The sequence below is a fragment of the Neorhizobium sp. LMR1-1-1.1 genome (assembly GCF_040675795.1).
GTDB lineage: Bacteria > Pseudomonadota > Alphaproteobacteria > Rhizobiales > Rhizobiaceae > Neorhizobium > Neorhizobium cellulosilyticum.
This window is the reverse complement of sequence record NZ_JBEGHE010000069.1, coordinates 1-14702: the sequence shown is the minus strand read 5'-3', so window position 1 is coordinate 14702 and position 14702 is coordinate 1. Positions and strand designations below refer to the sequence as shown.

General features: G+C 59.0%; 14 protein-coding genes. 10 read left to right on the top strand and 4 right to left on the bottom strand.

Going from position 1 to position 14702, the window contains the following annotated elements; translation table 11 throughout:
- Positions 1 to 6: 6 nt before the first annotated feature.
- Genes MRBLMR1_RS27080 through MRBLMR1_RS27070 form a run of 3 tightly spaced genes read right to left on the bottom strand, consistent with a single transcriptional unit; the run spans position 7 to position 3081 of the window.
- Positions 7 to 1506, bottom strand: a complete 1500-nt coding sequence (locus tag MRBLMR1_RS27080) for a tripartite tricarboxylate transporter permease (RefSeq protein ID WP_206827128.1) — start codon at positions 1504 to 1506, stop codon at positions 7 to 9.
- A 52-nt stretch (positions 1507 to 1558) separates the two neighbouring features.
- On the bottom strand, positions 1559 to 2104 hold the full coding sequence (locus tag MRBLMR1_RS27075; protein WP_286194853.1) for a tripartite tricarboxylate transporter TctB family protein: 546 nt from the start codon (positions 2102 to 2104) through the stop codon (positions 1559 to 1561).
- A complete protein-coding gene (locus tag MRBLMR1_RS27070) occupies positions 2101 to 3081 on the bottom strand; it encodes a tripartite tricarboxylate transporter substrate binding protein (RefSeq protein ID WP_148144461.1) in 981 nt (326 codons plus the stop codon). The genes MRBLMR1_RS27075 and MRBLMR1_RS27070 overlap by 4 nt, the downstream gene beginning before the upstream one ends.
- Positions 3082 to 3318: 237 nt before the next feature.
- On the opposite strand from MRBLMR1_RS27070, the gene MRBLMR1_RS27065 reads away from it, so the two are divergent.
- Positions 3319 to 4344, top strand: a complete 1026-nt coding sequence (locus MRBLMR1_RS27065) for a LacI family DNA-binding transcriptional regulator (RefSeq protein WP_206827126.1) — start codon at positions 3319 to 3321, stop codon at positions 4342 to 4344.
- Between the two features lies 1 nt (position 4345).
- Here MRBLMR1_RS27065 and MRBLMR1_RS27060 read toward each other — a convergent pair whose 3' ends face one another.
- Complete coding sequence (locus MRBLMR1_RS27060; protein WP_500066972.1) at positions 4346 to 5521, bottom strand: L-talarate/galactarate dehydratase; 1176 nt, start codon at positions 5519 to 5521, stop codon at positions 4346 to 4348.
- 113 nt (positions 5522 to 5634) lie between these two features.
- Between MRBLMR1_RS27060 and MRBLMR1_RS27055 the strand changes: the two genes are divergently transcribed.
- The 9 genes from MRBLMR1_RS27055 to MRBLMR1_RS27015 all read left to right on the top strand — a co-directional run bounded on the left by MRBLMR1_RS27055 (position 5635) and on the right by MRBLMR1_RS27015 (position 14438).
- Positions 5635 to 6519 (top strand): LysR family transcriptional regulator, encoded by an 885-nt coding sequence (locus tag MRBLMR1_RS27055; protein ID WP_148144458.1) that lies wholly within the window; start codon positions 5635 to 5637, stop codon positions 6517 to 6519.
- A 357-nt stretch (positions 6520 to 6876) separates the two neighbouring features.
- Positions 6877 to 8520 (top strand): ABC transporter substrate-binding protein, encoded by a 1644-nt coding sequence (locus tag MRBLMR1_RS27050; RefSeq protein WP_206827125.1) that lies wholly within the window; start codon positions 6877 to 6879, stop codon positions 8518 to 8520.
- Positions 8521 to 8586: 66 nt separating this feature from the next.
- A complete protein-coding gene (locus tag MRBLMR1_RS27045; protein ID WP_500066971.1) occupies positions 8587 to 9540 on the top strand; it encodes an ABC transporter permease in 954 nt (317 codons plus the stop codon).
- A gap of 2 nt (positions 9541 to 9542) precedes the next feature.
- Positions 9543 to 10433, top strand: a complete 891-nt coding sequence (locus MRBLMR1_RS27040) for an ABC transporter permease (protein WP_500066970.1) — start codon at positions 9543 to 9545, stop codon at positions 10431 to 10433.
- Positions 10430 to 11503 (top strand): ABC transporter ATP-binding protein, encoded by a 1074-nt coding sequence (locus tag MRBLMR1_RS27035; RefSeq protein ID WP_404945516.1) that lies wholly within the window; start codon positions 10430 to 10432, stop codon positions 11501 to 11503. Before MRBLMR1_RS27040 ends, MRBLMR1_RS27035 begins: the two co-directional genes overlap by 4 nt.
- 1 nt (position 11504) lies before the next feature.
- Complete coding sequence (locus MRBLMR1_RS27030; protein WP_500066969.1) at positions 11505 to 12473, top strand: ABC transporter ATP-binding protein; 969 nt, start codon at positions 11505 to 11507, stop codon at positions 12471 to 12473.
- A 66-nt stretch (positions 12474 to 12539) separates the two neighbouring features.
- Positions 12540 to 13217 (top strand): aspartate/glutamate racemase family protein, encoded by a 678-nt coding sequence (locus tag MRBLMR1_RS27025; protein ID WP_500066968.1) that lies wholly within the window; start codon positions 12540 to 12542, stop codon positions 13215 to 13217.
- A 98-nt stretch (positions 13218 to 13315) separates the two neighbouring features.
- Complete coding sequence (locus MRBLMR1_RS27020) at positions 13316 to 14155, top strand: MurR/RpiR family transcriptional regulator (RefSeq protein ID WP_148144451.1); 840 nt, start codon at positions 13316 to 13318, stop codon at positions 14153 to 14155.
- Positions 14156 to 14231: 76 nt separating this feature from the next.
- Positions 14232 to 14438 (top strand): substrate-binding domain-containing protein, encoded by a 207-nt coding sequence (locus MRBLMR1_RS27015; protein ID WP_148144450.1) that lies wholly within the window; start codon positions 14232 to 14234, stop codon positions 14436 to 14438.
- The last annotated feature ends 264 nt before the right edge of the window (positions 14439 to 14702 follow it).

The window sequence follows — 14702 nt, the reverse complement described above, 5'->3', positions numbered from 1 at the left end:
TGCGTCCTACTCCGTAAATGCCTCTTCGCGCTTGCGGCTGATGCTCGGCGAAAGCACGAGCGCCAGAACCACGACGGCGAAGATCAGAAGCGAAAGGCTGAGCGGGCTGCGCACGAAAATCGACGGATCGCCCTGGCTGATCAGCATCGCACGGCGCAAATTCTCCTCCAGCATCGGCCCAAGAATGAAGCCCAGAAGCAACGGCGCCGGTTCGAACCGCATTTTGCTGAGCGCAAAGCCGATGACGCTGAAACCCGCCATGACGAATACGTCGAAGACGCTGTTGTTGATGCTGTAGGCGCCGATGCAACAGAAGCCGATAATAGCAGGGAAGAGGAGATGATACGGCACGGTTAGCATTTTCACCCAGAGCCCGATCAGCGGCAGGTTGAGGATGACAAGCATGAGGTTGCCCGACCACATTGAAACAATCATACCCCAGAACAGAGCCGGTTCGTCCGAGATGACGTTCGGACCGGGGGTAATACCCTGTATGATCATGGCGCCGACCATCAACGCCATCACCGGGTTGCCAGGAATGCCGAGCGTCAGCATCGGAATGAATGAGGTCTGCGCGCCGGCATTGTTGGCGGATTCCGGTGCTGCAACGCCTTCGATCGCCCCTTTGCCGAATTCGGCGCGGTTTGGGGAAATCCGTTTTTCCATCGCATAGGAAGCAAACGAGGCAAGCATCGCTCCACCGCCGGGCAGGATCCCGAGAAAGGAACCGAGGGCGGTGCCGCGAAGGACGGGGGCGATGATCCGCTTGATATCCTGCCTGGTCAGCATCAGTCCGGTGACGCGTTTCACACCCACCGAACGTTCATGCTCGCTTTCCAGGTTGCGCAGGATCTCGCAGATCCCGAAGATACCCATGCTAACGGCAACGAAGTTCAAACCGTCATAGAGTTCGGGAATATCAAAAACATAACGCGGCGTGCCGCTCTCCACATCGGTGCCGACCGTGCCGAGGATCAATCCGAAGACGATCATTGCAAATGCCTTCAACAGCGACCCACTGGCGAGCGCAACCGAAGCGACGAGACCCAGCACCATCAGCGAAAAATATTCCGCCGGCCCGAAATTCAGCGCTACGGCTGCCAGAGGCGGTGCGGCAACAGCAAGAAGGATGGTTGCCACTGTACCTGCGAAAAACGAACCGAGTGCCGCCGTAGCAAGCGCAGCACCGGCTCGGCCGTTGCGCGCCATCTGATACCCGTCGATTGCAGTAACAACCGAGGAGCTTTCGCCCGGCAGATTGATCAGGATCGCCGTTGTCGAGCCACCATACTGCGCACCGTAGAAGATGCCAGCCAGCATGATCAGTGCCGATTCCGGCGGCAAGCCGAAAGTGATCGGCAACAGCATGGCGATCGTCGCCGTCGGCCCTAGCCCCGGCAGTACACCGATCGCGGTGCCGAGCAGGCAGCCGATAAAGCCATAGAACAGGTTCATCGGCATGAAGGCGGTCGAAGCACCGAGCCAGAGGTTAGAGAAGATATCCATAAGCAATCCATTCCGTTTCGTCGGCTAGTCAGAAAGCACTTGTGAGAGCCCGCTAGAAAAGTTCGCCGATAAAGGGGGTCCAGGGGCCAAAGGCTGAGACCGGAAGCGACAGGAGCTTGGTGAAAAGCAACACGGAACAGGCAGCAAGAAACAGTCCGAGCAGAATTGAATGTCGCCAATTGGCATAGCGGCTGGCGGTCGCTACGCCGACGATCAGCAGGAGCATTGTCGGCGCCAAACCAAGCCCCGCAAGTGCGAGACCGAAGCCGATCGGTCCGAGAATTACCAGAAAATAAGCCTTCCAGTTCCAGGTTTCCGGATCACCTGCTTCGGCATCGACCATCAGCGACTGCACGACGATCAACGCACCAATAGCCATCAGGAGAAGGCTCAACATGGTCGGGAAGTAACCCGGCCCCATCTGGAAGGAGTTCCCGACTTCAAGTTCCCGGCCGAACCAGATGAACAGCAAACCGACACAGATCATCGTCACGCCGCCGACGAAGTCGCGGCTGTTTCTAATTTTCAGCATGGCATGATACTCGCGTGTGAAAGACATGCCGGCCGGGAACTGGATCCGGCCGGCAGATTGGCTCATTGCAGCGGCACGTTCGCGGCCTTGATGACGTCAGCCCACTTTGCCGTTTCCTTGTCTATAAAAGCCTGGAACTCGGCCGGCGTATTACCGACCGGCGTCACGCCCATCGCCTTGAGCTTTTCCTGCATCGCAGGCTCCGCGATAATGGCCTGAACTTCCTTGCTGAGCTTTTCGACGATTTCCGGCGGCGTGCCGGGAGGAGCGAAGAGGCCATGCCACGAGGTCGCCTCGAAGCCGGGAATCGTGCTTGCCATGGTCGGCACGTCGGGCAGCAAATCAGCCTTTCCGAGGCTGGTGACAGCCAGCGCCTTCACCTTGCCCGCCTTCACCTGCTGGGCGGCCGTTGGAATATTGTCGAACATCATATCCACATGGCCGGCCACGACATCGAGGATCGCCTGACTGCTACCCTTGTATGGAACGTGAGTAATCTTGATGCCGGCTTTGGTCGCGAGAAGCTCGCCGGCCAGATGGATGGAGGTACCGACGCCAGAAGACGCATAGGTATGCTTGCCCGGCTCTGTTTTCAGGAACGCGATCAGCTCCTCTACATTGTTCGCCTTGATCTTGTCCGGGTTGACAACGAGCACGTTCGGCAGGCTCGCGATCAGCGAAATAGGTGCGAAACCTTTCTCTTTGTCGTAAGGCAGCGTCTTATAGAGCGTCTGGTTGATCGCGTTGGAGCTGACCGTACCCATGCCGATCGTATAGCCGTCAGGCTTCGAACGAGCGAGGTCGCCCAGACCGATGTTACCACCCGCGCCAGGCTTGTTCTCCACGATGAAACGTTGCCCAAGGCGCTTGTCCAGTTCCTCGGCAACGAGACGGCCGAACGTATCGGTATTGCCGCCCGCTGCGAATGGCACGACGACGGTCACGGTCTTGGTCGGATAATCCTGCGCGTGGCTCGGTTGCAAGCCGACGACACAGATAGCGGTCGCAGCGGCCGCAATCGTCATGAAACGTTTGAGCTTCATATTATTTCCTCCAATTATCCGGCCTCCTGCCGGTCCCAATCCTCCATTCCCCGACCCTCCGACGAAGAAATGAAAGCGCTTTCATTGTAACTTCAAAATCCTCATCCGCAACCGCGACGTGAAAAATTTTAAATCATTAATTTCAATTGATTAGAACTTTTATCGCCAAATTTTTCCATTTATCGCTTGATAAAAGCTATAATGAAAGCGTAACTCATTTTCACAGGAATGAGTGTCATGACCGATTACGACAAAAGCAAGCATATCAGGCACGGCGGTCCGGTGACGCTTGCCGATATAGCCAAACTCGCCGGCGTCTCGCCGGTCACCGTTTCGCGCGCCATCAACACTCCGGCGCTGGTCAAGCCGCACACACTGGAAGCGATCGAAAAGGTCATTGCCCGCACCGGCTATGTGCCAAATCTGCTTGCCGGCGGCCTGGCTTCACGCCGCACGAGGCTGATCGCCGCGATCGTCCCTTCGGTCGCCAGCACCATTTTTGCCGAAACCATTGAAGGGCTCAATGCCGAACTCGTCTCCGCAGGCTATCAGCTTCTGCTCGGCCTGTCAGGCTATGACCCCGGCCGCGAGCTGGAACTGACCCGTGCCATTCTTGCCCGCCGGCCGGACGGCATCATCCTCACCGGCATTACCCATATGAAGGAAACCCGCGCCATGCTCACGGGCGCGTCACTGCCTATAGTGGAAATATGGGACTCTACCCCCTCGCCGCTCGACACCGCCGTCGGCTTTTCCCATGCGGCAGTCGGTCGGCTGGTTGCCGAGCATCTGCTAATCCGGGGCTATGACCGCTATGCGCAGGTCGGCGCCAACGACCCGCGCGCCGTTCAGCGCCGCGATGGTTTCGTCAATCGGCTGAAAGGGATTGCCGAGGTCGAGTTGCCGGAACTGGATATGAATTCACCCTCCACCTTCCGCGACGGACGCATGGCGATGGCGCAACTTCTCGATCGCGGAGGAGGCTCGCTCGGCGTCTTTTGCTCATCGGACGTGGTCGCGCATGGCGCACTGGCTGAAGCTCATGCACGCGGCTGCAACATGCCGGGGGATCTCGCCATCATAGGGTTTGGCGATTTCGATTTCGCCCCGCACACCCATCCGCCGCTGACAACGGTCCGTATCGACCGTCGCGATATCGGCACCAAGGCGGCCCGCTCGATTCTTCGAAAAATAGCGGGTGATACAAGTGTAGAGGCGATGATCGATATCGACTTCCACATCGTTGCTCGCGGCACCGCCTGATTCAAGGTTTCTTGCCGAATTCGGCCGTGCCGCGCGTCCAATGTCCCGCCTGCTCTGATAGCGTGATCCCAAGTCCGGGCCGGTTGGGCACCAGCATGTGTCCCCCCTTGATTTCCAGCCGCTCGTTGAACAGGGGATCAAGCCAATCAAAATGCTCTACCCAAGGCTCAAGTTCGTAGGCTGCAGCGAGATGCAGATGGATTTCCATGGCAAAATGCGGCGCGAGCTGCAGCTTTTTCGCCTCAGCCAGCGCACAGATCTTCAGGAACTGCGTGATGCCACCGACACGCGGTGCGTCCGGCTGGATGAAGTCGACAGAATTATTCTGGATGAGCGCAATATGCTCCAGCACGCTCGCCAACATCTCACCGGTCGCGATTGGCGTATCGAGCTGGGCTGCCAGCGCGGCATGTCCTTCGACGTCATACGCGTCGAGCGGCTCCTCAATCCAGGTTAGATTGTAAGGCTCCATGAGCCGACCGAAACGCATCGCATTCGGGCGGTCCCATTGCTGATTGGCATCGACCATCATTGCAGCACGGCCACCGATCCGGTCATGCACGGCGGCGACGCGCTTGAGGTCAACCGCCATATCCGGTTGCCCGACCTTGATCTTGATCCCGCCAATGCCGGCCGCGATCGACTGCTCGACGTTGTCGAGTACCTCTTCGATCGGCGAGGAAAGAAAGCCACCGGACGTATTGTAGCATTGCACGCTGTCGCGATGTGCGCCGAGCAGTTTGGCAAGCGGCAGTCCGGCACGCTTGGCTTTCAGATCCCACAGCGCGACGTCAAAGGCAGCGATTGCCTGCACCGCAAGTCCGCTGCGCCCAACGGAAGCCCCCGCCCAGCAGAGTTTGTTCCAAAGCTTGCCTATATCGTTCGGGTCTTCGCCGATCAGGACATGGGCGATTTCTTTTGCATGCTCATATTGTCCCGGCCCGCCGGCGCGTTTGGAATAGCTGAAGCCAATGCCGCTGTGACCGTGCTTCGTCTCGATTTCAGCGAAGAGGAACGCCACTTCCGTCAGCGGCTTTTGTCGTCCGGTGAGCACTTTCGCATCGCTGATCGGCGTCTTCAGTGGCAAGAAGACCGACGACAGCTTGATCCAGGCAATACTGTCGGCTCCGACCGTCGTACTTTGCGGATCATTCGCTACTGGCAACTGCGTGTCCATGTTTCCACCCCATGTTCGGCTGCTCGGAGCCACATCCTCGCTTGACCAATAATCTCGAGATCAATTTAAGTCCAAGTCGATTATTATTGAATATCGATACAAGGATTGAATAGATGTTGGATATGGGTCAGGTCCGATCCTTTGTTATTCTGGCATCCGAGCTGAATTTCAGCCGGGCAGCCAGACGACTGAACATCACCCAGCCACCGCTCAGCCGGCAAATCAGGCTGCTGGAGCAGGAACTCGATGTGAAACTGGTGGAGCGCACGAGCCGTCGCGTCACACTCACTGCTGCGGGAATGACGTTTCTTGCCGAAGCACAAAGGTTACTTGAGCAAAGCGACGCCGCGATAACGGCAACACGGAGGGCTGCGCGGGGCAGCGCCGGATCCATAAAGATCGCCTTTGTCGGAGCCGCCACATATAGTTTCCTGCCCAAATTCATAGGTCAAGCGCGCGCCGCAGCACCGCAGATCGAGCTGGAGCTTGTGCAGATGGAAACGTCCGAGCAGCTTCAAGCCATCAATGCTGGCGATATCGACCTTGGCCTCTCACGTCCGCTTGCCGGCACACACCATCTCGAAAGTATCTCTGTTGCGCAAGAGCCCATGATGCTGGCCATACCTCGTGCACATCCACTCGCCACCAAGCGCCGCCCTGGCCTGGATGCACTCAACGGCGAACCCTTTATCAGCTTCTCGACGCCAGCCCGCTATCTCCACGACAAACTGACGAGACTGATGGCTGACAATTCAGTCACACCCCGGATCGTTCAAAGCATGACCCACTCGCAGGCGATCCTATCGTTGGTCAGTGCCGGAATAGGTCTGGCAATCGTGCCCGCCGGCACACAGAACGCCTGTTTCGACAACGTCGTGTTTCGCCCGATGGATCTGCAGCAAGAATGTGTTGCCGAACTTCATGCCATCTGGAGCCCGAACAACCGGAATGCGCTACTGCCGGACATCTGCGGCCTCGTATCTGCCATCGACAGCTAAGGTTTGCAGAGATTAGCGAGGCTTTCAGATATCTGCATCCCAATAGGGATGAGTTCCGAAAAACTCGACCATAAAGTCAATGCCGAGCGATTTTGAGGAAAACCGATGCTCGTACCGCTGATGCGAATAGCTGATCTCAGGCCTCCATATCCTATGTTCTCAACTGCCCATATCTGACCCGTCCCATGCCTGATTTTTTATCAGATACACTTGTAACGCATCGCCTTACCCTCGGAGAAAAAATCTAAACAACTGACAAAATTATGAAATTTCAGTTTCACATTTGTTGGCATGAAACCTGCTTCTCTTTATTCGACTGGGCAAAAGTCCAGCACAGATTAAAAAAGAGGGAACGGTATGACAAAAACATCTTTGAGGAACTGGCGTGACGGGGGATTTTTGAAGACCCTGCGGACGGCGACGATACTCGGCGTGGCTTTTGCTGCCACTGCCAGCTCGGCGTTTGCTGCCGGGACGCTCCGGATTGGCATGACGGCATCCGATATTCCCCTGACCACCGGTCAGACGGACCAAGGCGGCGAAGGCCAGCGCTTCATGGGATACACGGTCTACAATTCGCTGATTGAGTGGGACCTCAGCAGAGCCGACAAGCCCTCTGCGCTGATCCCCAGCCTTGCGACGGCCTGGACTGTCGACCCGGCCGACCATACCAAATGGACATTCAAGCTGCGTGACGGCGTGAAATTCCATGACGGAAGCGTCTTCAACGCCGATGCCGTCGTCTGGAACCTCGACAAGCTCCTGAAGACCGACGCCCCGCAATTCGACCAGCGCCAGTCGGCGCAGGGCAAATCGCGCATTCCGGCGGTTGCCAGCTACAAGGCGACCGATCCAAAGACCGTCGAGATCGTCACCAAGTCTCCTGATGCGACCCTGCCCTACCAGATCAGCTGGATCCTGATGTCCTCGCCGGCAAACTGGGAAGCCCAGGGCAAGAGCTGGGAAAAGGTCGCGCAGCATCCGTCCGGCACCGGCCCGTGGAAGATGGAAAGCGGATTTACCCCGCGCGAACGTGCCGAACTGACACCCAACAAGGATTATTGGGATACAGCTCGCATCCCTAAGCTAGACAAGCTGGTGCTGATCCCGCTGCCGGAACCGAATACCCGCGTTGCAGCTCTGCGTTCCGGCCAGGTCGACTGGATCGAAGCCCCGGCACCGGATTCCGTCAAGTCGCTGAAGGATGCAGGGTTCTCCATCGTCACCAATGCCTATCCGCATAACTGGACCTGGCATCTGTCCCGCGTCGAAGGCTCGCCGTGGAACGATGTTCGCGTCCGCAAGGCCGCAAATCTCGCGGTCGACCGCGACGGCCTGAACGAGCTGCTCGGCGGTCTGTCCATTCCCGCCCAGGGCTATCTTCCGCCCGGCCACCAGTGGTTCGGCAAGCCCGACTTCAAGCTCGAATACAATGTCGAGGAAGCCAAGAAGCTGATGGCGGAAGCGGGCTACGGTCCGGACAAGCCGATCACCACCAAGGTCGTCATCTCGTCCTCCGGTTCGGGCCAGATGCTGCCGCTCGCGATGAACGAATATATCCAGCAGACGCTCGCCGAAATCGGCATCAATGTCGAATACGAGGTGATGGACTGGAACACGGTCATCAATGTCTGGCGCGCTGGCGCCAAGGATGCCAGCGCCAAGGGCGCGACGGCTGTCAACTACAGCTACTTCATCCAGGACCCCTTCACCGCGCTTATCCGCCAGTCGCAGTGCAACCTCGCACCGCCGAACGGCACCAACTGGGGTTATTACTGTGACCCGGAAATGGATGCCCTGTTCAACAAGGTGCGCACCACCTTCGATGCCGCCGAACAGGACAAGGTGCTGCAGCAGGTCCACGAGAAATATGTCAACGATGCGCTGTTCCTGATGGTGACGCATGACGTCAACCCGCGAGCCATGAACACCAAAGTCAAGGGTTTCGTGCAGGCGCAGAACTGGTTCCAGGATTTCTCGCCGATCACCGTCGATCCCTGATGCCCAACGCCCGGATCGTGCCCTAAAGGGCGCGATCCCACTCGTTCAGGTTTTCCGGAGAAGCTCATGCTCGTCTACGCCTTTAAACGGCTTCTGCATGTCATACCCGTCGCGATCGGGGTCAGCATCGTCTGCTTCATGCTCATCCATATCGCCCCCGGCGATCCTCTCGCCGCCATCCTGCCGACAGATGCCTCGCTCGAATTGCAGGCGCAGATGCGCTCCTTCTACGGTCTCGACCAGCCGCTTCCGGTGCAATACGCGCTCTGGGCCTGGCATGCCCTGCAAGGCGATCTCGGCAATTCAATCGCCACCGGCCGCCCGGTGCTTGCCGAAATCCTCAGCGCCTCGGTCAACTCGATCATCCTCGCAGTTGCCGCCACTATAATCGGCTTTACCTTCGGCTCGATCCTCGGCTTCCTCGCCGGTGTCTTCCGCGGAGGTTGGATCGACCGCATCGCCTCCGGTCTTGCCATGCTCGGTGTCAGCGTGCCGCATTACTGGCTCGGCATGGTTCTTGTCATCTCCTTTTCCGTATCGCTCGGCTGGCTGCCGTCGATGGGCGGCGGTCCCGGCGGTTCGGACGGACGAAGCTTCAGCTGGGATTATATCCAGTATCTTATCCTGCCGGCCGTCACCATGTCGGTCATCCCGATGGGCATCATCGCCCGCACCATCCGCTCGCTGGTGGCAGACATCCTGTCGCAGGATTTCGTTCAAGCGCTGGCTGCCAAAGGGCTGATGACGAAACATGTGATGCGCCACGTCATCCGCAACGCCGCACCGACGGCGATTTCCGTCATGGGCCTGCAACTCGGTTACCTGCTTGGCGGCTCGATCCTGATCGAAACCGTCTTCTCCTGGCCCGGCACTGGTTTTCTGCTGAACGGAGCGATCTTCACCCGCGACCTGCCGATCCTACAGGGCACGATCCTGGTGCTCGCAATGTTCTTCGTCATCGTCAATCTCGTCGTTGACGTGCTGCAAAGCGCCATCGATCCGCGCATCCAGAGGAGCTGAACATGGCCGTCATCACCGCCGACACTTTGCCCACCCCGCTTGCCGTGCCGAAATCCCCCGGTTTCTGGAGCGGCGTCCTGCAACGTCTCTGCCGTGACCCGGTGGCGCTCGCGGCACTCGCCGTCCTCATCATCATCGTCGTGGTCGCCATCCTCGCGCCCTATATCGCCCCTTACGACCCGACCAAGGGCAGTGTCATCCGAAGGCTGAAACCTATCGGCACCGAGAGCTATATTCTCGGCACCGACGAACTCGGCCGCGACATGCTCTCGCGTCTCATCTACGGCGCCCGCCTGTCGCTCATCATGGGCGTCATCCCGGTGCCGATAGCCTTTGTCATCGGCTCGATCATCGGCATCGTCGCCGGTTATGCCGGCGGCATCACCAACACGCTGATCATGCGCACGGTCGATGTCTTCTATGCCTTCCCCTCGGTCCTGCTCGCGGTCGCCCTTTCCGGCGCACTCGGTTCGGGCCTGACGAATGCGCTCGTTTCGCTTACCGTCGTTTTCATCCCGCAGATCGCCCGCGTCGCCGAAAGCGTCACCACCCAGATCCGCAGCCTCGATTATGTCGATGCAGCGCGTGCCTCCGGCGCCACGGCATTCACGATCATCCGCGTCCATGTTCTCGGCAACGTGCTCGGGCCGATCTTCGTCTTCGCCACCAGCCTGATTTCCGTCTCGATGATCCTTGCTTCCGGCCTCTCCTTCCTCGGTCTCGGCGTGCGTCCGCCGGACGCCGAATGGGGCTTGATGCTGAATACGCTGCGCACCGCGATCTACAACAACCCGGCAGTCGCCGCCCTTCCCGGCGTAATGATTTTCGTCACCTCGATCTGTTTCAACCTTTTCTCGGACGGCCTGCGCCAGGCAATGGATGTGAAATCATGAGGACAGTCGCAGAGACCACCATTCCCGACCTTCCGCTCGGTGAACGCGGCGGCCCGGCTCAGCCGCTGATCTCGGCCCGCGGTCTGATCAAGCATTTCCCTGTAAAAGGCAGCGGCTTTCTTCAGCCGAAAAAGGTCGTGCGCGCCGTCGATGGCGTCGATTTCGACATCCTGAAAGGTGAAACGCTCGGCGTTGTCGGTGAAAGCGGCTGCGGCAAGTCCACCACCGCCCGGCTTCTGATGCAACTGATCATCCCTGACCAGGGTGAGATCCTGTTCGACGGTGAAAAGGTCGGTGCCGCCCTGCCGCTTGCCCAGTACCGGCGACAGGTGCAGATGGTGTTTCAGGACAGTTACGCCTCGCTCAATCCGCGCCTGACAATCGAAGAGTCCATCGCCTTTGCCCCCCGCGTCCATGGCGTGCCGCAGGCAAAGGCGATTGCCCGCGCCCATGACCTGCTCCACCGCGTCGGCCTTGAACCGGTCCGCTTTGCCGGCCGTTATCCGCACGAACTCTCCGGCGGCCAGAGACAGCGTGTCAACATCGCCCGCGCTCTGGCGCTCGAACCGCGCCTTGTCATCCTCGACGAAGCCGTTTCGGCACTCGACAAATCGGTTGAAGCGCAGGTGCTCAATCTGCTTCTTGATCTCAAGCGCGATTTCGGCCTGACCTATCTGTTCATCAGCCACGATCTCAACGTCGTGCGCTTCATGTGCGACCGGGTGATGGTCATGTATCTCGGCAAGGTCGCCGAGGTCGGCACGCGCGAGGCGATCTACGAGAATACGAAACACCCCTACTCAGCCGCCCTCCTCGCCTCCATGCCGAAGATGGATCCGGCGGAGCGCACCGAGGAACCGCCGCTTTCCGGCGATCCGCCGAACCCGATCGACCCGCCATCGGGCTGTCGGTTCCACACCCGGTGCAGCATGGCGGAAGGCGTCTGTTCTGCCACGCCCCCTCCCCTTGCGGTCGTCTCGGGAGAACAGCAGGCCGCCTGCCTGATGTCGGTTCCCGGCTCCGGCCACAGCCATGCACCAAAACCTGCACTCGAATTGATGGAGGCCTGAGATGAGTGAAGAGCAGACAGTTATCGATATCCGCGACCTCTCAGTTACCTTCCATCGCAGCCGCAAGCCGGTGAAAGCCGTTAACGGCGTCAGCCTGTCGGTCAAGGCCGGCGAAGTGGTGGCGCTTCTCGGCGAATCCGGTTCGGGCAAGAGCGTCACCATGCGCTCCCTGCTTCGCCTGCATCCGAAGGGCACGGATATCGCCGGCAGCATGACCGTGTCCGGTCGCGATGTGATGGCGCTTTCGACACGCGAACTCGGCCAATTGCGCGGCGCCACCGTCTCGATGGTCTTCCAGGAGCCGCGTCTCGCGCTCGATCCGGTCTACACGATTGGCCGGCAGATCGAGGAAACCATCATGCGGCACGAAAAAGTGTCGCGGCAGGCAGCGACCGAACGGGCACTCGCACTCTTTCAGAAAGTGCGCATTCCCTCGCCCGAACGGCGGCTGAAGAATTACCCGCATGAAATGTCGGGCGGCATGCTGCAGCGCTCGATGATCGCCATGGCACTTGCCTGCAATCCGAAAGTCCTCCTCGCCGACGAGCCGACGACCGCGCTAGATGCGACGGTTCAGATCCAGATCCTGCTTCTGATCCGCGAGCTGCAGAAGGAATACGGCCTCTCGGTCATCTTCGTCACCCATGATATCGGCGTCGCGGCCGAAGTGGCAGACCGCATCGCCGTCATGTATGCCGGCCGGATTGTCGAGGAAGGCAGGGTCGGCGACATCATCCGCGATCCGAAACATCCCTATACCAAGGGTCTTCTCGGCGCCCGTGTCGAACTCGCGCATGGCCGCGACCGGCTGGTGACGATACCCGGTTCGCCACCAGATCTTGCCGCTATGCCGCCCGGCTGCGCGTTCGCACCGCGCTGCGGCCAGGCCTCGGACATATGCCTCAGGGACGTGCCGCTCTTGAAGCCGATCGGAGAGACGGGCAATATCGCCTGCATTCAATATGCCTGAACTGAAGCACAATAAAAAACGCAATGACAAAGGGAGGCAGTCGTGCGGTCGTGCACGGCTCGAGACATGACGCATATCACCTTGATCAACCCGAATACATCAGCGGCCACCACAGCCATGATGACCGATATCGCACGCAAATATCTGCCTGCGGAGACGACCATCGAGGGCGTCACCGCGGCCGGTGGCGTGCCGATGATCCTTGATGAGAAGCAGCTTGGCGCAGCCACCGACGGCGTCATCGAAATGGGGCTGGCCAAATCAGGCAAGTCGGATGGATTGATCATCAGCGCCTTCGGCGACCCGGGGCTCGATCGGCTGCGGGAGATTTGCGATATTCCGGTGGTCGGCATATGCGAAGCGAGCATGCTTGAAGCCTCGCTCGGTGGGCGACGCTTCGGCATCGCGACAGTAACACCGGATCTTGTCGGAAGCTTTGCCGGAAAAGCCGATGCATTGGGCCTGACCCCGTTCTTCACCGGCACGCGACTCACGAGCGGAGATCCGGTAGCGCTTGCATCCGATCCTCAGCGCCTCCATGCGGCACTGGCGGTCGCAGTGCGCGAATGTTTCGAACAGGACGGCGCAGAAGCCGTGATCATCGGCGGCGGCCCGCTTGGTCAGGCCGCCGATGATCTGCAGCGCCTCTTATCCGCCCCGGTCATCGCGCCGATCCGTTCCGCCGTTGCACTGCTTCTTTCCCGCATCGCGGCACCTCCGGCAAGGAAAAGGATCGCACGGTGACAGGGGCGTCATCGCCCGACCGCCGGGACATATTTCCTGTTGCAAGCGTAACAACTCCAAGCGACATTCCGCCCGCTGATGACATGGCGGAGTTTCCCGTGACCAAGGACAGGTCGTTCCTCTATCGCGTAAGGCAGGCCCTGCCCGATCTTCGACCCGCCGAAAAGCGGCTCGGTGAATTCGTCTGCGATTTTCCTGGCGAACTCGCCAGCTATTCCGCCCAGGAACTGGCGGCATTGGCGCATGTTTCCAAGGCAACCGTCACCCGTTTCATCCAACATCTGGGTTATGAGACCTATGAGGAAGCCCGCCGCCACGCGCGCGCAGAAAAGCAGACGGGCTCGCGGCTATTCCTGGCAACCGCGACCGATGCATCGACAGCACAATCCATGCAGGCGCATGTCGCGCAAAGCATGGCCAATCTTGAAGCGACGTTTCTCTCCATTTCTGACGGCCAGATCACGGCGGTGACCGACGCGATGATGGCGGCCCGAAAAGTCTGGGTGATCGGCTTTCGCAGCAGCCACCCTTTCGCTTCCTATCTGCAATGGCAGCTGACGCAGGTGATCGAGGATATCGTCGCCGTTCCCGCCGCCGGCCAGACACTGGGCGAGCATTTCGTCAGCCTTCGGGAGGACGACGTCGTGGTCTTCTTCGCCCTGCGCCGCCGGACTGCTCAGGCCGATGCCATCCTCACCCAGGTTCGCAAATCGAAGGCGAAGCTTCTCTATGTTACCGACGAAGGCGCACCCTTCGACACGCGGGCGACATGGCATATGCAATGCCAGACATTCGCCCCCGGCCCCCTGTTCAATCACACGGCCCTGATGGCATTGTGCCATCTGCTGATCACACGATGCCTCGAAAAGGCGGGCACCGAGGGCCGCAAACGCTTAAGAAACATCGAAGCGCTGAATGAAAGCCTTGAGGAACTCTGAGCTGTCTTGAACGCGATGCAAAGGCAGCGCTCGCAGGTGGGTGGTCAGGGGCTTTCATGTGGACTGAACCCATGGGTTGGTCCTGCCACGCGATATCGCCATCGCCGGCTTCGGGAACTATGAAATGGCATCGGTGTCCGACCCTGGGATCGCCACCATCAACGTGGACAGCTTCGTAATCGGCGCGCAGGCGGCCGAACAGATGATTGCCATGCTGGAAAACCGAAGTGCGGCGAAGATCACAAAAACAGGCTATAATGTCTTGCGACAAGGCAGCACTTGAGAGCCGCTATCCAGCAAACAAGATCGGTTGCGCGGGCGGAAAAAATCGGCGTTTGGGTGATGGGAATACCACGTAAACGGCAATCCTTCAGGCTACCGCTTTTGCTTTCAGGATGAGGATCGATACCAAGCAATTACGCTTCATTTCTCACTCCCGCGTTTTGTTTTCGATTGCATATGTTATCGATAACATCTATGTCAACTTCAAAGACGCTTATGAACCGGGAGGAATTTCTGATGTCATTTCCGCTGTTCGATCTGACGG